14 protein-coding genes and 1 pseudogene are annotated in these 21439 nt (G+C 61.7%); 7 read left to right on the top strand and 8 right to left on the bottom strand.

What is annotated here, in order from left to right; genetic code table 11:
- The first annotated feature begins 550 nt into the window (after positions 1-550).
- Positions 551-3085: a two-component system VirA-like sensor kinase gene (locus tag NKH06_RS30070; RefSeq protein ID WP_031204404.1), complete on the top strand. Its 2535-nt coding sequence runs from the start codon at positions 551-553 to the stop codon at positions 3083-3085.
- Positions 3086-3898: 813 nt separating this feature from the next.
- Here NKH06_RS30070 and NKH06_RS30075 read toward each other — a convergent pair.
- Positions 3899-4641: pseudogene (locus NKH06_RS30075) on the bottom strand (oxygen-independent coproporphyrinogen III oxidase); the annotation flags it as partial.
- A gap of 1047 nt (positions 4642-5688) precedes the next feature.
- Here NKH06_RS30075 and NKH06_RS30080 point away from each other — a divergent pair.
- On the top strand, positions 5689-6444 hold the full coding sequence (locus NKH06_RS30080) for a Fic family protein (RefSeq protein WP_352894953.1): 756 nt from the start codon (positions 5689-5691) through the stop codon (positions 6442-6444).
- A complete protein-coding gene (locus NKH06_RS30085; protein WP_023737287.1) occupies positions 6410-6829 on the top strand; it encodes a Fic family protein in 420 nt (139 codons plus the stop codon). The genes NKH06_RS30080 and NKH06_RS30085 overlap by 35 nt, the downstream gene beginning before the upstream one ends.
- Before the next feature lie 77 nt (positions 6830-6906).
- Here NKH06_RS30085 and NKH06_RS30090 read toward each other — a convergent pair whose 3' ends face one another.
- Together NKH06_RS30090 and NKH06_RS30095 are read right to left on the bottom strand one after the other, a co-directional pair.
- Positions 6907-8400, bottom strand: coding sequence for an NAD-dependent succinate-semialdehyde dehydrogenase (locus NKH06_RS30090; protein ID WP_352894955.1), 1494 nt, complete (start codon positions 8398-8400; stop codon positions 6907-6909).
- A gap of 122 nt (positions 8401-8522) precedes the next feature.
- The gene (locus NKH06_RS30095; protein WP_352793957.1) at positions 8523-9902 is read right to left on the bottom strand and encodes an aminotransferase; all 1380 of its coding nucleotides are present in this window, start codon (positions 9900-9902) and stop codon (positions 8523-8525) included.
- A gap of 98 nt (positions 9903-10000) precedes the next feature.
- Here NKH06_RS30095 and NKH06_RS30100 point away from each other — a divergent pair, with 98 nt between their 5' ends.
- The 4 genes from NKH06_RS30100 (at position 10001) to NKH06_RS30115 (ending at position 13978) form a co-directional block, all read left to right on the top strand.
- A complete protein-coding gene (locus NKH06_RS30100) occupies positions 10001-10882 on the top strand; it encodes a transketolase (protein ID WP_023768618.1) in 882 nt (293 codons plus the stop codon).
- Positions 10879-11859: a transketolase family protein gene (locus tag NKH06_RS30105; RefSeq protein ID WP_023747620.1), complete on the top strand. Its 981-nt coding sequence runs from the start codon at positions 10879-10881 to the stop codon at positions 11857-11859. Before NKH06_RS30100 ends, NKH06_RS30105 begins: the two co-directional genes overlap by 4 nt.
- Before the next feature lie 33 nt (positions 11860-11892).
- Positions 11893-13206 carry an aspartate aminotransferase family protein gene (locus NKH06_RS30110; RefSeq protein WP_023768619.1) on the top strand — a complete coding sequence of 438 codons (1314 nt, stop codon included), beginning with the start codon at positions 11893-11895 and terminating at the stop codon, positions 13204-13206.
- Between the two features lie 88 nt (positions 13207-13294).
- Positions 13295-13978 (top strand): GntR family transcriptional regulator, encoded by a 684-nt coding sequence (locus tag NKH06_RS30115; protein WP_023737066.1) that lies wholly within the window; start codon positions 13295-13297, stop codon positions 13976-13978.
- A 44-nt stretch (positions 13979-14022) separates the two neighbouring features.
- Here NKH06_RS30115 and NKH06_RS30120 read toward each other — a convergent pair whose 3' ends face one another.
- The 5 genes from NKH06_RS30120 to NKH06_RS30140 are packed head-to-tail and all read right to left on the bottom strand — an operon-like array spanning position 14023 to position 21381.
- Positions 14023-15816, bottom strand: coding sequence for a hydantoinase B/oxoprolinase family protein (locus NKH06_RS30120; RefSeq protein ID WP_023768620.1), 1794 nt, complete (start codon positions 15814-15816; stop codon positions 14023-14025).
- Positions 15817-15848: 32 nt separating this feature from the next.
- The gene (locus NKH06_RS30125) at positions 15849-17909 is read right to left on the bottom strand and encodes a hydantoinase/oxoprolinase family protein (RefSeq protein ID WP_352538807.1); all 2061 of its coding nucleotides are present in this window, start codon (positions 17907-17909) and stop codon (positions 15849-15851) included.
- A 16-nt stretch (positions 17910-17925) separates the two neighbouring features.
- Positions 17926-18915, bottom strand: a complete 990-nt coding sequence (locus tag NKH06_RS30130) for an ABC transporter permease (protein WP_352443109.1) — start codon at positions 18913-18915, stop codon at positions 17926-17928.
- The gene (locus tag NKH06_RS30135) at positions 18908-19882 is read right to left on the bottom strand and encodes an ABC transporter permease (protein ID WP_352443110.1); all 975 of its coding nucleotides are present in this window, start codon (positions 19880-19882) and stop codon (positions 18908-18910) included. The genes NKH06_RS30130 and NKH06_RS30135 overlap by 8 nt, the downstream gene beginning before the upstream one ends.
- Positions 19879-21381: a sugar ABC transporter ATP-binding protein gene (locus NKH06_RS30140; RefSeq protein ID WP_352760697.1), complete on the bottom strand. Its 1503-nt coding sequence runs from the start codon at positions 21379-21381 to the stop codon at positions 19879-19881. The genes NKH06_RS30135 and NKH06_RS30140 overlap by 4 nt, the downstream gene beginning before the upstream one ends.
- Positions 21382-21439: the final 58 nt, after the last annotated feature.

The raw sequence follows: 21439 nt of genomic DNA on the forward strand, positions 1-21439 counted from the left end.
CGGTCCAGGCCCGGCGAGTGGGCTTTGAGCAGCACGTGTCCGAGGCGCTCCGGCCGCTGTTCGATGGTCGAGCTGACGAGCCGCCTACCGGTCCAGAGGAGCTTCTGCGACTGGAAAAGGGGTTTCGCGAGGTGCTTCAGCGAGGGCAGGATCATCAAGCCGCCTCGTCTTTTTTCAGCGATCCAAGAATGCCCGCTGGACGGGATGACCCCAAGGGAAGCGTGTCGGACGCTTTCGCAGCAGCCGGCTCTAGGCACGCCGTAGTTGAGGCCGCCGCCCCGCCAGTGTTAGCTGCCAGCCAACAGCAGATCCGGCCCTCGCCAGTTGCGTTTGACCGGCCGGTATCATCCTCGGCTGCTGCAGGCGTGCGCTTGTATGCCCCTTCGATGATCTCTCGGAAGACCAGTTCCGAAAACTGCGATCAGTTGCCCGCCTTGTGCTGCCGCCTCGCCGTCGAGGTCGAAACGCCCGCGAATCAATGGAAGGTCAGCGGGCCATGGGGGCAGAGTGCAACGGTGTCTACACCGCCTGTTTGAGGGGAGAGGTACACTTGGCTTTCCTGTTCCAGCAGCATCCGGCCGCACACCGACGCGATGGGGAGCTAGAATTCAACTCGGACCTTCGCAAGGCACGCACCGCGGCTCAAACGCCGTTCGTTTGGGAAAAATGGCTCAGTACCGACAAAGCTTCTGTAATGGCCCTAGTGGCCTCGGTTGCGCTCTTGGTCGCGATACAGTGGCAAGACCCCCAGATCAACGAGGCGGTCCTAAGCGAACTGCGGACGATTCAGATCAACTACGCATTGCTCCAGCGAGACGTCGCCCGCGCCGACATGGTATTGGACTTCCGTTCCGTTGCTTCTACCGGGCAAGCATTAAAAAGGAACCTTCAAAACTACCAACGCCTTGTTGAGATTTCGCCCAATGAGAGCTCCGGGGTGCACTCCAGGTTGGTTGCACAGCTCAAAAAGTCCCTCGAAAACACAGAAGCTGCCATCTCGAACTCGGCCGCGCAAAATGAGCTTCTGCAAAGCTCTCTCGTACGCTTTGCTCGCTCGGCTAATCGCCTTTGGGGGGGAGTGTCGAACAGGCCTGAATTTTCCAATCTGATCCTTCAATTTTCGGCCAGACCGGGATTCAGCCTCGCATTACAAATCGATCAGTCTCTCCGCCGACTTCCTCCTAGCCAGGACCAAGTCACGGAGGATGTTGCCCGCGAGGGCCGCGCTATCCTGTCCTCAATGTTGAGGTTGGACCGCGCTGTCAATCGGATCCCATCCTTCGACACGTTCGCCAAGGCTGCCGAATTGGAGCGAGAACATCTGAAAGCCTACAGCTTCGCCAGCGCGCAAGCGCAGCGTACACGGCTTTTCTTTGGCTTGGTGTCCATATGCCTCTGCTTGTTTGCGACCATTCGAGCCTCCACGCTGCATGTGCGGACGAACCGGTTGGAAAGGCGGTTAGAGCTTGAAGCGGCGATGAGTGAGATCGAAGCTTGTTTCATCGACAGTCAAGCAACGAAGGCTTCGCGGCGCTTCTCCACCGAAGCGGCGCTTAGACTCATTCAATGCGTTTTCGATGCGGATCAATGCGCGCTTGCTCTGGTGGATCCGAGTATCAGCAGGAATACCGAGTACTTTGTCGCGAACAAGCGCATGCGCGTCTGGAACGCCACGCTAATCCATGAAGTCGTCTCACTTGTACACCCGGAACAGCCAGTGTTTCGCGTCGTTCCGGCGTCGGAAGTGGTTCGGACTGCCGTAGGCACTACCGGTGTTTGTCAAATTGTTGGTTGCCGGGCCTCCGATCAGCAGGCTGCGGTTTGTATCCTTGTTTTTGAAGGAGATCGCTCACCACCCTCCACAGACGACCTCCTGGTTCTGGCGAGCGCTACTGTGCGTTTAGGCAACCATCTTGAAATGCAACGTGTACACACGGAACGTAACCTTTTTGAGAGTCGATGGGAGCATGCGGAAAGGCTGACGGCTGTCGGCACAATCGCAAGCGGCGTTACACATGAATTCAATAATGTTCTAGGAGCAATAGTCGGCTACGCAGAGATGGCTAAAGGTCTTGTGCGTCGCCCCTCGAGAATTCGGGGCCACATCGGCCAAATTATCTTGGCCAGCAACCGAGCCAAACTGATTATTGATCAAATTTTGTCACTAAGCCGAAATCGGAAGCGCGTGACGATGCCTTTCGACGTCTCGGAGAGTGTAATGGATCTCGCGCCATTGCTGCGGGTTACACTTCGTGCGGATGTTCAGTTGAACTTCAAGATCAACGAGTGGCAAACGGTGATCGAGGGCAGCCCGACCGAGATACAGCAGATCCTTATGAATCTATGCAAGAACGCGTCGGAGGCTCTCTTGAATGAGGGCCGTGTCGAGATTAGCGTTTCTCGCGCTCACGTCTGTCAAACGAAGCCCGTGGCTAAGGGCACCTTGAAACCGGGAGATTACGTTCTCCTCTCCATCAGCGACGATGGCCAAGGAATCGCAAGTTCGGTGCTTCCGCATATCTTTGAGCCCTTTTTTACCACGCGCTCTCGCGTCGGCGGGACCGGACTGGGTCTTGCTGCAGTGGACCGCCATGTGAGCGCGCTCGCAGGATGCCTTGACGTCACCTCGGCTGTTGGCCGAGGTACACGCTTCGATCTCTACTTACCGGCCTGCGCTGAGGAGCAGGTCAGAGCTGATAGCGCTTTCGGCCCATGCGATGGATCACTTGGCAACGGAGAAATCATTGCAGTCGTTGACCCCGATCCAGCAGCGTTGGAGATCTACAAGGATAAGATCGCCGCGCTGGGTTATAAGCCGGTCGGCTTCGCGACCTTCGAGAGTCTTTGCGACTGGATCGAGAGCGGGAAGGCAGCCGACCTCCTAATTTTCGATAAAGCGACTTTCCTCGGGCCAGGACAGCCCGAAGCTCTACGTACCACCCTGATGACGGTGCCCATCATCGTCGTTGGTGGAAGCGACCCCATGCCGATCACATCTGGTAATCAGACCTTCGTCCTTTGGCTAGCCAAACCGGTCTCGTCCAGGACGATGGAGCATGCAATTCGTAGGATGATAATGGCATGATGCCGCCGACGCGCTCAGGATACCGAGCTACCGAGGCAGTCGGAGGCGGAGCCGGCTGGGATCCAGCAAATACAAGAGCGTCGGACGATCTCTGCGCACCCGGCTCATGGCGAGTTCCCCTCGAACACCGTCGTCGGCTCCGCCCAAGGAAGGGCTCCCCGACCACGGCAAACCTGCCGCCGTGCTCGTGACCGTCAAGGACAAGTCGCCGCGCGATGGGGTCTGCGGGCCTCCATCCTTGACAAGTCACTGCGCGCTGGCGGCGACAGGCAACGGGTAATATAAGGTCGGGACGAGGAGATGGTCGCCAATCGGTCACGCAAGATGGTTGACGAAATGACTCGAGAGCAAAGCTTGACAATCATCGCCCCATTCACGCCAGACTTCTCCTGTGCGTTCATCATCGGCTACGGCTCCTCGCTGCCCCGACAAGGCTATCGCCGCCCGGCCGGGCAAGCGATATCCCAGGTTCCGACGTGTTCCTTTCATGCTAGATTGACCTAGGCCCCGGCAGGGCGGGAGCATGAGGCTGGGTTCTCGGTCGCGGATCTGTGAGGCAAGCACGGGGTAAGCGACGGCTCGACCCACCATTGGGAAGGCCGGCTTCGGCACGGAGGTGCGGCCTCGGCGTTGAGAGGCATCGGATCGGGTGTAGCAGGACTTTCGAACTACTGCCGACAACACACTGGATAGGCTGTTCTCGTCGTTCGGTCCAGTTCACCAACGCCTATGTCGACATTTTACGGCGCTTCACTACTAACCGGGCACCGCACGATGGCAGCTCGTTCTCTCCGGCAAAAGATACCCCCTGTGTTAGCTTCCGTGTGTCTGCTTGCCCTCACCTGCGGGATACGTAACGCCATCCCTAAAAGCATCGAATGCGGCAGCGACAGCGCGAATCCCAAAGCGATGCTCCCGCCGTACGCGGACAAAACCGTTTTCGAAGTCCACTATTCCGTCCTTGGCCAGCATCGCCAAACGCTCATCTGAACCGCGAAGACGGATCGGATCAGATCCGTGGGCGACACAGATTGCCGGCACGTCAGCCTCGAAATCGCACATTAATCGCTCGATAATTGCGGCTCGCACGCGGTCGTCGTCTGTGAGGCGATGGCCCTTCGATGTAGCCAGTCGGCCAGCTGCGATGTGCTGGATGTAGGAATCCCGTGTAACTTCGTTTTGAACGTATCCCTGGCCGGTGCGGCCGATAGCCGACGCGCCGAAACCGATCAGGGTTCTGCAGGTGTCAGCCGAGTAGCCCAACGAGTTACGTCGCAGGCGACCTGTTTCCTGTGCCAGCGCGAGCTCGTCGTCCGGAAAGGCGAAATGGTCGAGCCCGATCTGTCGGTAGCCGGCGGCAATCAGCCTCACGGCGACAGCCGCATACTGTTCAGCGCGGGCAGCGCTGTCGGGAAGAAATTCCGCCTCGATGGGAGGCGCTGGTTCTTTATTTGGGATGGGATATGCGAGTAGCCGAACAAGGCAAGCCGGTCGGGGCGCATGGCGACCGCTGCCCTCGCCGTCTCGACCCACGACACCACCGTTTGACGCGGCAGGCGTCCCATGGTGATAACAAACCACCTTGCCGCTGAGCTCGCCTGTGTCTTTGCGTTATGCCAGTCCGTTCCGCTTAGATGTCTTGGCTGTTCCCGCCGAGACCTCACGCGCACCGTTTTATTCCCACCATCCCTCCCCGTCAGCTCCGCCTGGGAAATTCTGCCAGCTTGCCGGATCCGACGAGATAATGCAGCGCTGGGACGGACTTTGCTCGCCAGCTAGCGACCGTGGTGATCTCTGCCAAAAGGACGAGGCCATGAACGCGATCGGCGCTAACGGTGGCGGTTTGTATAAGCCTTGGGGTGGGAACTGGGCCTTCTATGCTGGCGCCACATACAAGCTCAACGAGACAACTTCGTTCTACCTTCGGCTCTCCCGGTGACCAGCTCTCAGTAGCGTCGCGGCAAACGTTGCCTATGGGCTTCTTTTCGATTTCACAGCTACGGCGACTCCAAACTCAGCAGTCGGCAAGATGGAAGCTTCCAACGGGAACTGCCCAATGCGAACAAGAAGAGCAGTGTCGGCAGTAATCCTGCGCCTCGAACGCTCATCCTAACGCCGTGAAGCGTAGAGCTCCGAGGTTGAGCAGACCAAGCCCGCAACACGCTCTAAAAAAACGGCGCATACAAGCCATCCGAGATTGCAGCCTAGCCTCGGGGCCGGACGTTGTTTCATATCAGACCGGTGGGGATGAAGCCTGCCATCCAGCACCCGGTCAGTTTCAGGTCAAACTTGAACTCCCAGTCGGGTCAGAACGCGATCAACTGGCAGTCCGACGCACTTAAAAATGACAAATGGATCGCCTGCTTTTGGGCCATCCATGGGGAATTCGGGCGCGAGAGAACAAGCTCACACAGCATAAGCGAAGCTCCAGGCGAATCTTGCGCTGGCCGAGGCAGAACCATGTTTAAAGCTGCCTGTTTTCCACCTCGAACCTGTCTGAGTCCGGCCGATCGTCATAGATCGGCCAAAGCATCGGCCAGATGGCTCCCCCAATTACGGTTTGTGCGTAGTTGTCAGTACGATAGGCCTGCCGAACATCGGCCATGATCATCATCGGCAGCATCGATTTGTGTCCAAGCCTGGCGACGTCGGCTGTTTTGGGCAAAAGCCTGCACTCGCGTACCGCAGCCAACCTCGCCCCATCTCGTGCGCATCATGAACACCTACTACAGCAACCTGATCGAAGGCCACGATACGCGCCCGCGCGACATCGAACGGGCGCTGGTCGGAATTTCGATCGAGACGAGAACCGCCGCAATCTGCAGCTCGAGGCGGCCGCGCACGTTCGCGTGCAAGCCGAGATCGACCGCCTGGCTGCCGATGGGCAGTTGCCGGAACCGGCATCGGTAGGTTTTCTTCGATGGCTGCATGCGGAATTCTACCGCGATGCGGAATCGCCCATGCTGACCATCAAGGGTTCCGGCCGTGAGTTCGTCATGGCGCCAGGTGAGTGGCGATCGAAGCCAGAGCATGACGTCGCCATCGGCCGGCATGAACCGCCTTCGAGCGATCGCGTCAACGATTTCATGCAATACTTTGCCATGCGTTATCGCTTCGATAAGCTGGGCAAGGCCGGACGCATCCTGACCATTCCTGCCGCGCATCACCGCTTCAACTACATTCACCCGTTTCCGGACGGCAACGGACGCGTCAGCCGATTGATGAGCCACGCCATGGCCCTCGGCCGGGGTCGCCGCGCACGGGCTGTGGTCGATCTCACGAGGCTTGGCACGTGGCGTGAAAAGCCGAACGGATTACAAGAGCATGATGGATCATGCCGATATGCCCCGCCAGGGTGATCTCGACGGACGTGGCAACCTCTCCGAACGCGCACTCGGCGATTTTACCTTATGGTTCCTGCAGGCGTGTATCGATCAGGTGAGCTTCATGACCGGACTGTTCGATCTCGACACGTTGGCCAAGCGGCTGTATCGGCATGTGGAGCGCAGTGGTCTGAAGCCCGAAGCCGGCCGCCTCGTGGAGGAAGCGCTCACGCGCGGTGAGTTTGACCGCGGCGAGGCATCCCGTATTAGCGGACTACCCGAACGTACGGCGCGTCGAGTGTTCAATGACGTAATCGCGCTCGGACTATTGGCGTCGGAAACGCCAAAGGGCCCAGTGTCCCTACGCTTTCCGGCGGACGCTCTGGACGCGCTGTTTCCGAAGCTTTTTCCGGAAACGTAAGAGCATAGGGCGCTCACGATCTTAGGTCACTTCTCCTCGGAACCGGAAAGATTTTCACCGGATCACCCGCGGGTTCGTCATTCCGCGTTCTGAGACGCGGGAAAAGCCGGCGCACTAGAGCCGAGGCCGCCGATGCAGACATATTTGGTGTCGAGGTAATCCTCGATGCCCTGATGTCCGCCTTCCTTGCCGAGGCCGGATTCCTTGACGCCGCCGAAGGGTGCCTCCGGCGTGGTGATGAGGCCTTCATTGACGCCGACCATGCCGTATTTCAGCCCTTCCATGACGCGGAAGGCGCGGCCGAGATCGCCGGTGTAGAAATAGCAGGCGAGGCCGAATTCGGTGTCGTTGGCGAGCGCTATCGCTTCCTCTTCGGTCTCGAACTTGAACACCGGGGCGACCGGCCCAAAGATCTCTTCCTTCATGAAGCGCATATTGGGTGTCGCGTTGGCGATGACGGTCGGCTGGAAGAACGAGCCGCCGAGCGCATGGCGCTTGCCGCCGGCAACGATCTTGCCGCCCTTGGATGTGGCGTCGGCGATCAGTTCTTCGACCTTCTCGACCGCCTTCTCGTCGATCAGCGGCCCCTGCTGCACGCCGTCCTCGAGGCCGGAGCCGACCTTCAGCCCGTTGCTGGCGGCAGCGAGCTTCTCGACGAACTTGTCATAGACACCAGCCTGGACAAGGAAGCGGTTGGTGCAGACGCAGGTCTGGCCGGAATTGCGATACTTGGCGGTGATCGCACCGGCGACCGCACGCTCGAGGTCGGTGTCATCGAAGACAATGAACGGCGCGTTGCCACCGAGTTCCATCGACACTTTCTTGACGGTGACCGACGACTTCTGGATGAGAAGCTTGCCGACTTCCGTCGATCCGGTGAAGGTGATCTTCGACACCAGCGGATTGGCGCAGATCTCGTCGCCGATCTCGCTTGCCGAACCGGTCAGGATGTTGACGACGCCCTTGGGGAAGCCGACCTCCTCTGCGAGCGCACCCCAGGCGAGGCCCGAATATGGCGTCTGCGAGGCCGGCTTGACCACTGCGGTGCAGCCGGCGGCGAGCGCCGGGCCGAGCTTGCGGGCCAGCATCGAGGACGGGAAATTCCACGGCGTGATGGCGGCGATGACGCCGACCGGTTCCTTGGTCACCAGGATACGGCGATCCGCCCACGGCGACGGCACCACGTCGCCATAGGTGCGGCGGCCTTCCTCGGCGAACCACAATATGTAGGCCGCGGCAGAGCCAATCTCGCCCTTCGATTCGAACAGCGACTTGCCCTGTTCGATGGTCAGCAGTTCGGCCAGCACGTCCTGATTGTCCATCATCGCGTCGTGCAGCTTGCGCAGCAGCTTCGAGCGCTCAAGCGCGGTCGTCTTGCGCCAGGTCTTGAAAGCTTCCGCGGCGGCTTCGATGGCGCGACGGGTCTCGGCTTGGCCCGACTTCGGCACGGTGCCGATCTTGAGGCCGGTGGCCGGGTTGTTGACGTCGACCGTCTGGCCGCTGTCGGCCTGCACCCATTCGCCATTGATGAGATTGGCCTGGCGCATGAAATGGCTGGTTTTCTGAAGCATGGTCTGGCCTCCGTTCGGATAAGACAATCAGGATCCTGTATGCTGGCTGCGGCTCGCGCTTGCCCAAGCGCCTTTCGCGCGGCCGGCCCCTCCAGCGACGTCTCGCCGCACGCCGGGCGGGTTCATGCCGACTGGTCAGTCCGCGCATGGGCCGCCGCGGTCTCATCAAGAGCCGCGCGAATGCCATCAACCATGTAATCGATCTCTTTAGGGGCGATGACGTAGGGCGGGCAGATTGCCAGCACGTCGCCCATGTTGCGGATCATGACTCCGTGCTCGCGGCACCGCCGCTCGACATCGGTGCCAATTCGCAGCTCCGGCGCAAAGGCGCGACGGGTGGCGCGATCCTCGACGATCTGGATCCCCGCTATAAAACCGCGGCCGCGGACCTCGCCGACCAGTGTATGGTCGTTGAGCGCGTCCGCGAGCGCTGCATGCAGATAATCGCCGAGACGGCGCGCCTGGCTCACGAGATCGATCTCGCGGTAGATCCTGATCGCCTCGGCGGCGACGGCGGCTGTCACCGGATGGCCGGAATAGGTGAAACCGTGGCCGAACACGCCGACCTTGTGGGCCTCGTCGGCGACGCACTGGTAGACCTTGTCGGAGATAATGACGCCGCCAATGGGCAGATGACCGGATGAAAGCCCCTTGGCGACCGACAGCATGTCCGGTTCCATGCCAAAAGTCTGGCTGCCGAACCAATTTCCGGTGCGTCCGAAACCGCAGACCACCTCGTCGGCCAGCATCAGAATGTCGTATTTGCGCAGCACCGCCTGAACCTTTGGAAAATAATTCTCCGGCGGTACCAGCACGCCGCCGGCGCCCATGACTGGCTCTGCGATCATCGCGGCAATCGTCTCTGGCCCCTCCGCCAGGATCAGGGCCTCGAGTTCCTGGGCCAGGCGCGTGGCGTAGTCATGCTCCGCCTCGCCCGGCAGACCGTCGAGATAGTGGAACGGCCGCGCGGCGAATATGACGGGAAGCGGCGGCAGGTTGAAGGACTTGTGCATGTGCGGCAGCCCACTCAGCGCCGCGCCCATGATCGTACTGCCGTGGAAGGCGCCAAACCTGCTGATGATCTTGCGTTTCTCCGGACGTCCCCGCGCGGCCTGGTAATACCAGGCGAGCTTGACCATCGTGTCATTGGCTTCCGAACCGGAGCCGACCAGAAAGACGCGCGCGTGGTCGAACGGCGCCAACGCGGTAAGCTGTTCAACGAGTTCGACGGTGGGCTCATTCGAGCGGTGATTGAAGGTGTGATAGACGGCGAGCTTGCGCATCTGGCGGTCAGCAGCGGCGGCCAGCCGGCTGTCGCTGAAGCCGAGCGAGGCACACCAGAGTCCGCCCATGCCCTCGATATAGCGGTTGCCCGCGTCATCCGTGACGGTCGCGCCTTCGCCGGCCACGATCGTCAACGGACCATGATCCTCATGCAGGCGTGGATCCGTTTGGGAATGAAAGTGCCTGGCCATGTCCAGCACGCGCGATTCGTTGTTCATCAAAATTCTCCTTGCGACCAGATAGGCGGTTGCTTCGGCGAGGAATATCTTATAACTTATAAGTTGTCGAGAAAAAATGATCCTGAGAGTGACGTCCAATGGCCAACGCACCCACTCCTTCAAACAACACCCTGCCACCCGACGCGGAGCGGATCGCCCTGTTGCGCGACAGGGCAGAGTTCGTCCGGCTCGAGACGCTGCGCCTCATCCAGATCGCCAAGGTGGGCCACTATTCGTCGGTGTTCTCCTGCGCGGAAATATTCGCCACGCTCTACTACGATGCGATGCGGCTGAGGCGCGGCGAGCCGCAATGGCCGGATCGCGACCGCTTCCTGATGGGCAAGGGACATGCCGCGGTCGGCCTTTACCCGCTGCTGGTCGACTGGGGCTTCTTCTCCAAGGACGTCCTCGATGGCTACACCCGGCTCGGCAATCCGCTTGGCGATCATCCCGACATGCGCAAGGTGCCCGGCGTCGATTTCAGCTCCGGCTCGATCGGCCATGCCCTGTCCGGCGGCCTCGGCATGGTGCTTGGCGGCCGTGCGGCCAACCGGCGCTTCGATGTCTATGTCCTGCTCGGTGACGGCGAGATGCAGGAGGGCCAGGTCTGGGAAGCGGCGCTCTCCGCCGCCCACCATAAGGCCGGCAATCTGATCGCCATCGTCGACCGCAACGGATACCAGCTCGACGGGCAGGTCGACGACATCATCGGCATCGAACCGTTGGCCGACAAATGGGCGGCGTTCGGCTGGCAGGTGCACGAGGTCGATGGGCACGACGTCGTCGCTCTCGCGACGCTGCTGCGACAGTTGAAGGCCGAGGCAGACCGCACCCGGCCCGTCTGCATCATTGCCAAGACCTCCAAAGGCAAGGGCGTTGGTTACATGGAAACCGAACCCGGCTGGCATCTGGGCTATCTCGCGCCATCGGACGAGGCCTTGGCCGCCGAAGAGATCAAGCGTGGAGGCAAAACACAATGAACGGCCCGATCGATACCAACTCCTGGCAGTACCGCCAGATCAACGCGCGTGCGCCTGGCCTGAGTTATCTGGCCAACGCGCTCATTGATCTGGTCGAAGACGGTTATCCGGTCGTGGCCGGTACGGCCGACCTTCAATATTCCAACGGGCTGGTGCGGTTCGCGCAACGCTTTCCCGAACGCTTCACGCAATTTGGCATTTCCGAGCAGAACATGGTTTCGGCTGCTGCCGGCATGGCCAGCACAGGCGCCATGCCGTTCGTCGCTACATTCGCTTCTTTCCTGGCGCTGCTGTGCTGCGAACAGATCAGAACCGACGTCGCCTATTCGGCTCTGCCGGTGCGGCTGATCGGTCATCATGCCGGTATTTCACTCGGCTTCTACGGCACCTCCCACCATGCGACGGAAGATCTTGCCATCATGCGAAGCATCGCCGACCTCACGGTCGTCGCGCCGGCTGACGGCCCGCAACTGGCGGCCGCCGTCAAGGCGTCTGTCAATCATGCCCAGCCAATCTACTTCCGCATTGGCCGCGGCCAGGAACCGCTGGTCTATGAAGACGACGGCGTCGACTTCCAGTTCGGCAAGGCGATCGTTCACGGCGAAGGATCGGACCTGACCATCATCGCCTGTGGCTCGATGGTCCATCCCTCAAGGGAGGCTTACCGCGCGCTGCGCGCGGCGGGCAAATCCGTCGGACTGATCGACATGCATACGGTGAAGCCAATGGATACGAAGGCAGTGCTCTCGGCCGCGGCTCACTCCCGCTTCATTCTAACCATCGAGGAACACAATATCCTGGGCGGTCTGGGCGGCGCCGTGGCGGAAATCCTGGCGGAGGCGGGCAGCCCGGCACGGTTGATACGCCATGGCATCCGCGACGAATACAGCCTGATTGCGCCGCCAACGCATCTCTACAAGCACTACCGGCTGGACGCGGCGGGAATCGAGGCCACCGTTCTTGAAGCCCTCGGCTGAGCCGGCGGACCATAGCCATGCACGGACATTCCGATGACCGATCAGAATAACACCGCCCGACTCATTGAGCGCGCCGGTGCGGTGATGCCGGGCGGATTGCTCAGCCCGAGCCGCAGGCTCGGCGCGCCGCATGTATTTGCCCGGGCGCAGGGTGCGTTTCTCTACGACGTCGACGGACACCAGTACACCGACTTCCATTGCGGCTTCGGCGCCAACGTGCTTGGCCACTGTCATCCGGCGGTGCGCGAACGCATCGCTGCGGTCACGCAGGATATCGATCTTGTCGGTGCGGGAACGATGCGGCTGGAGATCGAGGTGGCGGAGGCGCTGGTCGACTGCATCCCTTGCGCGGATCTCGTCGCCTTCTGCAATTCCGGATCGGAGGCGACCTATCACGCCCTGCGCCTTGCCCGCGCCGCCACCGGTCGCAAGCGCATCATCAAGTTCCAAGGCGGCTATCATGGCTGGCACGACTATGTCGCCATGAACGTACAGTCGCACGCGCAGGCGATCGGCAAGTACGATCCCATCAGTGCTGGCATCCTCGAGGATGCCGCCCGTCACACCATCGTGCTGCCTTACAACGATGCCGGCGCCGTCGAGGATTATCTCAAGGCCAATCCAGGCGATGTCGCGGCGATCATCATCGAGCCAATCGCTCACAATATGGGGTCGGTGATCGCGACGGATGTTTTCCTGCGCGAGCTGCGTCGCCTGACCAGCGATCATGGTGTCGTGCTGATCTTCGACGAGGTCATCACCGGCTTTCGCCACGCGCTCGGCGGCTATCAGTCGATCGCCGACGTCACGCCTGATCTCGCGACCTTCGGCAAGGCGGCCTCGTCAGGCTATCCCGTTGGCGTGGTGGCCGGTCGTCGCGATCTCATGGCGCTCGTCGGCCGGACCGGGGAAGGATCCGTGTTCATGGGCGGTACTTTCAACGGCACGCCGTCGACGCTCGCCGCCATGCAGGCGACGATTGAGGAGCTGTCGAAACCAGGCTTCTACGACCGCCTGTTTGCCCTCGGCGCTTTCATGCGCACGCAGCTGGATGGCATTATCGATCGCCTCGGCCTGCCCGCGCAGAGCGCCGGGTTTGGCTCGGTCTGGCTGATCTATTTCCTCAGCGGTCCTTACCGCGACTACCAGGACTTGCTGGGCAACGACGATGTTTTCGATCTTGCATTCCGCAGAGAGATGGTGGCGAACCGGCTGATCGGCCAGCCGCTTCCGCTCAAGCGTCTCTACCTGTCAGGGAGCCATGACCGGGCGACAGTCGAGAAATCGCTGGATATCATCGAGACAATCCTGCGCAAGCTCTCCGCTGGGAAACCCGCCAGCTCCTAGCCATGTTTCGCAACGGACTTATAGGATATAAGAGCGTCTCGCACTATCCGTTGTCGATTCGGTGCGGCCAAGATTGCAGCGGTGGACCATGAGCACGATGCAGCCAATCGAGCAAGGCAGTCTGTCGGCGAGAACTTATATCTCGCTGCGCGAAGCCCTGATCGCCGGCAATTTCCGGCCCGGCGAAAGACTGTTGATGCAGGATCTGGCGCAACGGCTGGGCACCAGCGTCACGCCTGTGCGCGAGGCCTGTTTCAGGCTCGTCAGCGAGCAGGCGCTGGAACTGCGGTCAGGGCGGTTCATCACCGTTCCAGAGCTGACCCGGTCGCGTTACTGGCAGGTCCGGCTCATTCGCATCGCGCTCGAGGGACTAGCGGCCGAACTCGCCGTTGAGCATGTTTCGGAGAAGGACATTGCAAAACTGGTCGAGATCCATCGCGATTTCGTGGCCGGCGAAACGTCCGGCGATGCTGACCGCGCCCGTCGCGCCAATCGTGAATTCCACTTCGGCGTCTACCGCCTGTCCAAGATGGATATGCTGATCGCGCAGATCGAAAGCCTGTGGGTCTCGATGGGCCCTATCCTTAACGTGTATTATCTGCAGGCCGAGAACGATTACATCGGCGCGGAGGAGCACGAGACGCTGATCGAAGCGTTCCGGACCCGCAACAAGAAGGTGGCGCGTAAGGCGATCGAACGCGACATCGTGCGCGGTGGCATGAACCTGTTGCGGTATTTCGACGAGCAGGACGCGGCCGCCAAGCGGGCGTGATCGAAGCCGCCGGTCATTTGCTGGCGACCTCTCTTCGCGCTGGCTCAGGCCGCCCGAAGGCGCGCGGTGGCATCCTGGTCGACGGCCCAGACGCCCTGCTCGGCGTCCAGCACCAGGGCAACCTTGTAGGACTTGCGAGCCGCTTCGCTTGTTAGCCAGCCGCGGCCAACGCTGGCCGCGACACGGCGGACATCGCGCTTGGTCGGGTCGCCGTAGCCGCCGCCGCCACAGGCAACGAACTCGATGCGCTCGCCGGCGCGGCACGCCTCCTCATGGAAGGCCGGCAATTCCACCAGCTTGCCATCCGTGCCGCGCTTGGCACTGCGACTTGCTTTGGCGTCACCGCCGCCCAGCACGCCACGCGGCGGAAAGGTTGTGCCATCGGCCGAGTAGACCAGTGTCATCTCGTGGTCGACGGGATAGAAGACACCGCCCACCGCGGGAGCGCCCTCGAACTCGCCAATGCCTTGGGTATCCGCCACCACGCCGCGCGATTCAATGATGATGGGATACATGGATTCGTCCACTTCCACGGAATCCAGCGCGATCAGGCCGCCATTCGCCGGCCCGCAATATGTCAACCAGCCGTCATAGCCGTGACGCGCGCCGCCGCCGGCGTAGCCAATGAAGACCTGGTTGACGTAGGGCTGCCCGTCCTTGAACGGATCCTTGCCCGAAATCACCCCGATCCCCGCCGGCAGGTGCGAGCCGCTCTCGGCCTGGCCATAGGGTTCTCCCATCGTCGAGAACACGCAATTGCCGGCGATGATCAACCGGTCGTTGACATTGGTGGTCGCCACCGAGGTGCCTACTGGGTAGCGGGGCTTGCCAACCACGCTTCCCTCCCGCATCAACACCTTGATCCGGCTCTTGGCGCCCTCGTTGTGCGGGATGCCGTCGTCGAGATTGTTGAAGACGCCAATGCGGCACGAGCCCGTGCAGGTGTTTTCCGACAGGTTGAGACCGCCAGGGACGTTATCCATGTTGTCACGCACGTCGACCGTGATCTCGCCGGCTTCAGGGTCGACATCGATGGTGATCCGGACCGGGATGCCCTCCTCCGCCACGCCGGGGACCGGGTCATGGCGGACCTCGTAGGAGAACTTGCCCTTCGGCAATTTGGCGATCTCGGCCATGGCGCGACGCGCACCGTAGTCGAACCAGTCCTCGACGAAATCCAGCAGCGTGTCGCGGCCGTATTTTTCAAGCAGTTCCAAGAGACGGCGTCGACCGGTCCTGCAGGCGCCGATCTGGGCTCGCACGTCGCCCAGCCAGATGTCTGGAACACGGTTGCGCATCATGCCGATGCGCAGGATGTCCTGCTTCTCCCGGTGCTGTTCGACCACACGCACGCAGGGAAAGTGGATCCCTTCCTCATAAACGTTCTTGGCAAATGGCAGATAGGTCGAAGGTGTCGGCGCGCCAGTATCGGCGTGATGGGAAAGCGCCACGGCCCAGAACAGCGGCTTGCCGTCGAAAAAGATCGGCATCGCCATGATCAGGTCGGCATGATGGGTGCCGCCAGTGTATGGGCAGTTGTTGAGGAAGATGTCGCCGTCGGCGATATCGTCGAACAACTCCGTTATCGGACGGGTCGCCAGATCCATCGACATGACGTGGATCGGCAGCGCGTCCTCGGTGGAAACGAGGCGGTGATCATAGGTCAGGATCGCACAGCTCAGGTCGCGGGCGTTCTTGATCACCGCTGAGCGGCTGGCCCGCATCACGACCAGCGTCATTTCCCGCACCACCGCCTCGAACCGGCTTTTGAGAACCGACATCAGGAACGGATCGACGCGGCGCGTTGGCGTCTCCAGGCGAATGACAGGTGAATTCATTTTACGATGCCTTGTTCGGGAAGGTTTGAGTCTCAATCGACTGTCACGACAATGTTGCCTTGCGGGTCCACGCGCCCGCGATGTCCGTCCTTCAGGAAGGCGGTGAACGTCGTCGCCTCAACCAGGCATGGCCCATCAAGCGCCGCCCCCGCGCCCAGCTGGTCCATGTCGTAAACAGGCAGAGAGCTCGTCCCCCGGGTTTCGTGCAAATAAGCTGACCGATGGGTCTTGGCGACCGGCGCCGTCGCCTGGTCGGCCAGCCTGAAATCCTTCCAAGCATCCTGATTGGCCCGCTTGCCCACCGCGCGCAGCTTCCAGTTGGTGAATTCGACAATGTCGCGGTCGGATCTGATCGAATAGATGCGTTCGTGCATCTGATGAAACGCTTCGACGAGACTTGGGAGTTTTTCCGCTTCGAGGCGCGCCTCATTGGCCTCGAAATGGACCTCGATCTCCCAGGACTGGTACTCGTAGCGACCAAGAAAGGAGAACTCGAAACGCCGCAGCTCGGGCTCAACGCCGGCCTGTTCGAGGAATGCTTCGCCCGACACCTTCAACCGCGCCAGGATGTCGGAGACGCCGGCGGCGTCGAAGCGCCGGGTCGAGGTCAGGAAAACCGCGCTTTCCTCGCGCGTGATATCAGAGATCAACCCGCCGAACGCGCTCAGCCCGGCCATGAAGCGCGGGATCATGTAGCGTTTCAAGCCCAATATGTCGGCCATCTCGGCGATGTGGATGGCGGTCGCGCCGCCGCCGCAGACAAAGAAACTGTCGCGTGGGTTTATGCCCTCGCGAATGGTGATTTCCTCGATGGCCCCGACCATGTTGTGGTTGCTGGTGGTCTGGATGGCGTAAGCCGCGTCGAGCAGCGGGATGCCGAGCCGCGTCGCGATGCTCGCGACCGCTTTCTCGGCCAGATCGCGGCTGATCTTGATCCGGCCGCCGAGAAAATAATCCGGGTCAATGATGCCGAGCACGACATTGGCGTCGGTGACCGTCGGCGCGGTGCCGCCCGCTCCGTAGCATGCCGGCCCCGGCCGCGCGCCAGCGCTTTGCGGCCCGACACGAAGCAGGCCGCCATCGTCGACCCAGGCAATCGACCCGCCGCCGGCGCCAACCGATCTCACATCGACTTTCGCGATCCCCAGCGAGTCGTCGTGGATCATGCTGTCCGGGGTGACGATGATCTGGTGGTCACGCAAAGCCGAGACGTCGAAGGTGGTGCCGCCCATGTCACCGACGATGACGTTGGCTTCGTCGCTCAGCGCCAGCGCGGCCATCGGCGCCAGCGTCGGCCCCGACATGACGCTGTAGATTGGCCGCCGCAGCATCTCGGCGGGAGGCATCATTCCACCGACGCAGTTGGCGAGCAGCAGCTCGCCCTGGAAACCCGCCTGCGAAAGTGCTTGCCGCAAGTCCTCGATGTAGGTGCGCACGATCGGATTGATCGACGCGTCGATAGCGGCCGCGATGATGCGCTTGTACTCGCGCGACATCGGATTGACTTCATGGCTAAGCGTGACCGGGATCTCCGGCCATGCCTGCGCGATGATATCGCGCACCGTTGTTTCATGGATGGGATTGACGACCGACCAAAGCAGACCGACCGCTATCGCTTCGACCCCATAGCGCCGGAAGTCGGCTATCGCCGCCTCGACATCGGATCTCGACAGAGGCGTGAGCTCCCGCCCGCGCGCATCGACGCGGCCCCGCGCCGTCTTCGTCAGGTGGCGCGGGACATAGGGCTCGGGATAGTCGAGCCGCCACTGGAAGGCGCCCTTGCGCGGCCCCTCGCGCAGGACGAGGATGTCCTGATGTCCTTCGTTGAGGATCAATCCGACCTTGACGGTCTTGCGCTCGACCAGCGCGTTGGTCGAGACGGTCGAGCCGTGTACGATCAAGTCGATCTTGGTCATGAACGTCGCGGGATCGAGCCCGTATCCGGCCGCCGCCACGTGCAGCACGTTGATGAATCCCTTCTCGAATTCGCCGGGCGTGGTGGGCGATTTGAAGATCGAGATTTTCCCACCGGGCTCGGAAACCAGGCAATCGGTGAAGGTTCCGCCGATATCGATGCAGACTTGATAAGCCATTTAAGGTCCGAAGCTGTTAGCGTTTCTTGTGATCGCGGCCCAGTATCAGGCTGGCCAGAATGATGAGGCCCAAAAGAACCTGCTGCAGATAGCCGTCGACCTGCATGAGATTCATGGCGTTGGAAATGACCGTGATGAACAGGGCACCGAGCAGAGCCGCCGTGACGCCTCCCTCGCCGCCGGTCAGCCGCACGCCACCGACCACCGCCGCCGCTATCGATTCCAGGGTCAGGTTGCCGCCAAGGTTGGGCTCGCCCGACCCGGTGCGCGCGGTGAGCAGCATGGCGCCAATCGCGGCCAGCAGCGAGCAGACCACGTAGTCGATCGCAACGACACGTCCGGTGCGAACGCCCGCCGCCTTCGCCGCGCGCGGGTTGGCACCGATGAGATACAGGCCGCGGCCGAACACGGTGAAGCGCAGGACCAGGAACAGCAGTGCGAAACACAGCGCGGCGAACACGATGGGCACCGGAATGCCGATCACCCGTCCCTCCGCCAAGGCCTCCGTGAAGGCTTCGGGAATGCCCGGCACGGGAAAGCCGCCGCTGACGGTTGCCGCCAGCGCCATGACAATGTTGGCCATGCCGAGCGTCGTCACGAGTGGATTGATGCCGATACCGGCGATGAGGAAGCCGTTCAGCCCGCCGATCAGCAGCCCGACGCCGAGGCCGGCGGCGATTCCCCACAGGATGGGCATATCGCCGGTTCCGGTCATCACCATCGCCGATATGACGCTGACGAGCGAGACAGTAAAACCAAGCGACAGGTCGAAGCCGCGCGTCAGCAGCACCATGGTCTGCGCCATGGCGAAGAGTGCGAGATAGCTGGTCTGGATCGCGATGTTCCAGAGATTGCCGCTTGAAACGATGCGCGGGTCGAGCAGACCGAGAACTAGCAGGGCCAGGAATACGAGCCCCGGCAGCTTGGCCTGCGCCGCGAACTGGCGGATGTCCGGGCGAGCGCGGTCAAGAACAACCGGAGCCGCCATGTCTGGACGATCAGACATTGGCCCGCCTCCCCTGAACAATTCGGTCGAAAGCCAGTGCGCCGATGAGCACGGAACCGAGAACCAGCGTCTGGAATTTGCTGTCGATCTGCGTGAGGTTCATCGCATTGGCGATGATTGAGAGGCACAGCGCCGCCATGGCGACGTTCTCGGCGCGGCCTGAGCCACCGCGCAATGAAACGCCGCCGATCACCGCCGCTGCGATCGTCTCCAGTCCCAGCGTCCCGCCGATCGTCGACTGGCCAGAACCGATGCGAGCGGTGATCAGCACACCGGTGAGCGCGGCCAGAAAACCGGAGAGCACATAGGCGGTTATCAGCACACGGTGTGTGCGCACTCCCGACAGCCGGGCGGCGCCGACATTGCCGCCGACGGCGTAGAAGTGGCGCCCGAGCGCGGTCCGACGCTGCAGAATGATGGCGATGGCGATCACCACGATCGCCAGCAGCAAGACCGGCGGCAGGCCAAGCACCTGCCCTCGCCCGATGGCATCGACGAAGGCGTCGGAAACGCCATAGATCGGGATACCCTGCGTGTAATAGAGCGTAATTCCCGCGACGATCGACAACGATGCCAACGTCACCATGAAAGGTGATAGGGAAAGCCGCGCCACCAGCGTTCCGTTTACCAGGCCAACACAGGCGCCGCTGGCCAAGGCCAGCGCCACCGGTACCAGCAGCTGGAGCCCATCCGCGTCGGGCATCGCGGCCATCGCCGCGGCCGTGACCACGGACGCCAACGCCATCGTGGCGCCGACCGACAGATCAAAACCACCGGTGGTCATGACGATCATCTGGCCGATCGCCGGAACCGCCAGGAAGGAGAAATTGCGCAGGACGTTGAGGATGTTCAGGCGGTTCAGAAAACGCGGTTCGATGATCGCGGCCGCCGCCGCGACCGCGACCAGAAGCAGGATGACGATCCCGCCTGTTTCCAGAAAACGGCGCCGCAGCATGTCAGGGCTCATGCTGCCTCCGTGGCGCCGGTTTGGGCGTCGAAATAGTGACGCAGCACGGAGGCTTCGGTGATGCCGTCGGCTTTGAGTTCGGCGACTATGCGCCCTTCACGCATGACGTAGACGCGGTTGGCCAGGTGAACGAGCTCCGGCAGTTCGGACGATGACAGCAGAATGGCCGCGCCATTCTCCACCAGGCTTTTCATAAGCCGGTAGACCTCGCTTTTGGCGCCGACGTCGATGCCAACCGTCGGTTCATCGAAAATATGGACCGAGACTGGGCGCATCAGACCGCGCGCCAGCACGAGTTTCTGCTGGTTTCCTCCCGAAAACGACGACGCCGCGCGTTCCGGCGCCATAGGTCGCAAACCCAGTGTCTTCAGCGGCCCGGCTATCGCCCGGCGCTCGCGCCATGACTTGAGCAGTCCGGCGTGGGACAGTCTCGGGTCGTCAAGCGCGGCCATGGTCACGTTCTCGCGGCCCGGACGGCCAAGCGCCAGTCCCTCGGCGCCGCGATCAGCTGGATAGTAACAAAGTCCAGCACGCAACATGCCGTGCGGGACTGGCGCTCTTACCACCGCGCCATGGAGTTCGATCTCACCGGACGTCACCCGCTCCAGGCCGAACACGGCCCGGCAAAGTTCGCTACGACCGCAGCCAACCAGGCCCGCCAGGCCGACGATTTCTCCAGCCCTGACCGTGATGGAGGCATCTGACACGCTACCGGAGACACGCAGCCCTCTGGTCGCCAGCACGACCTCGGCGGGGCGCTGGCTGATTGACGGGTAGATTCGCTCGACCGGCTGGCCGACCATCATCTCAATGAGCGCAGCATCGGATGCCGCGGCGATGGCCACGGTATCGATCTTACGCCCTCCTCGCAGCACCGTGACACGATCCGCGAGCCGACGGATCTCGGCCATGCGGTGCGACACATAGATAATGCCGACGCCCCGGGCCTTGAGACCCGCGATGGCGGCGAAAAGTTTTTCCGCTTCACCGTCGGTGAGCGACGCGGTCGGTTCGTCCAGGATGAGTATCTTGGCATCCGAAAGCATGCCTTTGGCAATCTCGACCATCTGCTTTTGCGCCCGGGTCAGCGTTTCGATCTTGCTGTCCAGCTCGACGTGAAAGCCAATTTCGCGGAAGCGTTCCTCGGCGCGGGCGCGCATCGCGCGCCGGTTCAGGAAAAGCCGCCCTTTCAACTCGCGTCCAAGAAACAGGTTCTCCTCGACCGTGAGGTCGGGGACGAGACTAAATTCCTGGAACACTGCCGCGACGCCGGCATCGCGGGATTTCTGTGGGGTCAGCGCGGAAACGGTTTGGCCGTCGATACGGCACGAGCCTTCGGTCCAGCCATACGTTCCCGCTATCAGGTTGATGAGCGTCGACTTGCCGGCGCCGTTTTCACCGAGAAGGGCATGGACCTCACCGCTCAACAGCGAGAAGTCGACGCCGTCAAGCGCCACCACACCCCCGAAACGCTTCGTCATACGCGTAAGTTCAAGCATCGCTGACACCACCGAACTCGAAGCAAAACGGGCGGCAGGCCAAGGCCGAGGTCTACCG

This window comes from Mesorhizobium sp. M1342 (assembly GCF_040317955.1).
Classification (GTDB): domain Bacteria; phylum Pseudomonadota; class Alphaproteobacteria; order Rhizobiales; family Rhizobiaceae; genus Mesorhizobium.

Bases quoted from the DNA above. Each gene is read 5' to 3' on its own strand.
- NKH06_RS30080 (WP_352894953.1), top strand. From the start codon at position 5,689: ATGATCATCATCGGCAGCATCGATTTGTGTCCAAGCCTGGCGACGTCG.
- NKH06_RS30090 (WP_352894955.1), bottom strand. From the start codon at position 8,400: ATGCTTCAGAAAACCAGCCATTTCATGCGCCAGGCCAATCTCATCAAT.
- NKH06_RS30100 (WP_023768618.1), top strand. From the start codon at position 10,001: ATGGCCAACGCACCCACTCCTTCAAACAACACCCTGCCACCCGACGCG.
- NKH06_RS30095 (WP_352793957.1), bottom strand. From the start codon at position 9,902: ATGAACAACGAATCGCGCGTGCTGGACATGGCCAGGCACTTTCATTCC.
- NKH06_RS30115 (WP_023737066.1), top strand. From the start codon at position 13,295: ATGAGCACGATGCAGCCAATCGAGCAAGGCAGTCTGTCGGCGAGAACT.
- NKH06_RS30135 (WP_352443110.1), bottom strand. From the start codon at position 19,882: ATGAGCCCTGACATGCTGCGGCGCCGTTTTCTGGAAACAGGCGGGATC.
- NKH06_RS30120 (WP_023768620.1), bottom strand. From the start codon at position 15,816: ATGAATTCACCTGTCATTCGCCTGGAGACGCCAACGCGCCGCGTCGAT.
- NKH06_RS30140 (WP_352760697.1), bottom strand. From the start codon at position 21,381: ATGCTTGAACTTACGCGTATGACGAAGCGTTTCGGGGGTGTGGTGGCG.
- NKH06_RS30110 (WP_023768619.1), top strand. From the start codon at position 11,893: ATGACCGATCAGAATAACACCGCCCGACTCATTGAGCGCGCCGGTGCG.
- NKH06_RS30085 (WP_023737287.1), top strand. From the start codon at position 6,410: ATGATGGATCATGCCGATATGCCCCGCCAGGGTGATCTCGACGGACGT.
- NKH06_RS30130 (WP_352443109.1), bottom strand. From the start codon at position 18,915: ATGTCTGATCGTCCAGACATGGCGGCTCCGGTTGTTCTTGACCGCGCT.
- NKH06_RS30125 (WP_352538807.1), bottom strand. From the start codon at position 17,909: ATGGCTTATCAAGTCTGCATCGATATCGGCGGAACCTTCACCGATTGC.
- NKH06_RS30105 (WP_023747620.1), top strand. From the start codon at position 10,879: ATGAACGGCCCGATCGATACCAACTCCTGGCAGTACCGCCAGATCAAC.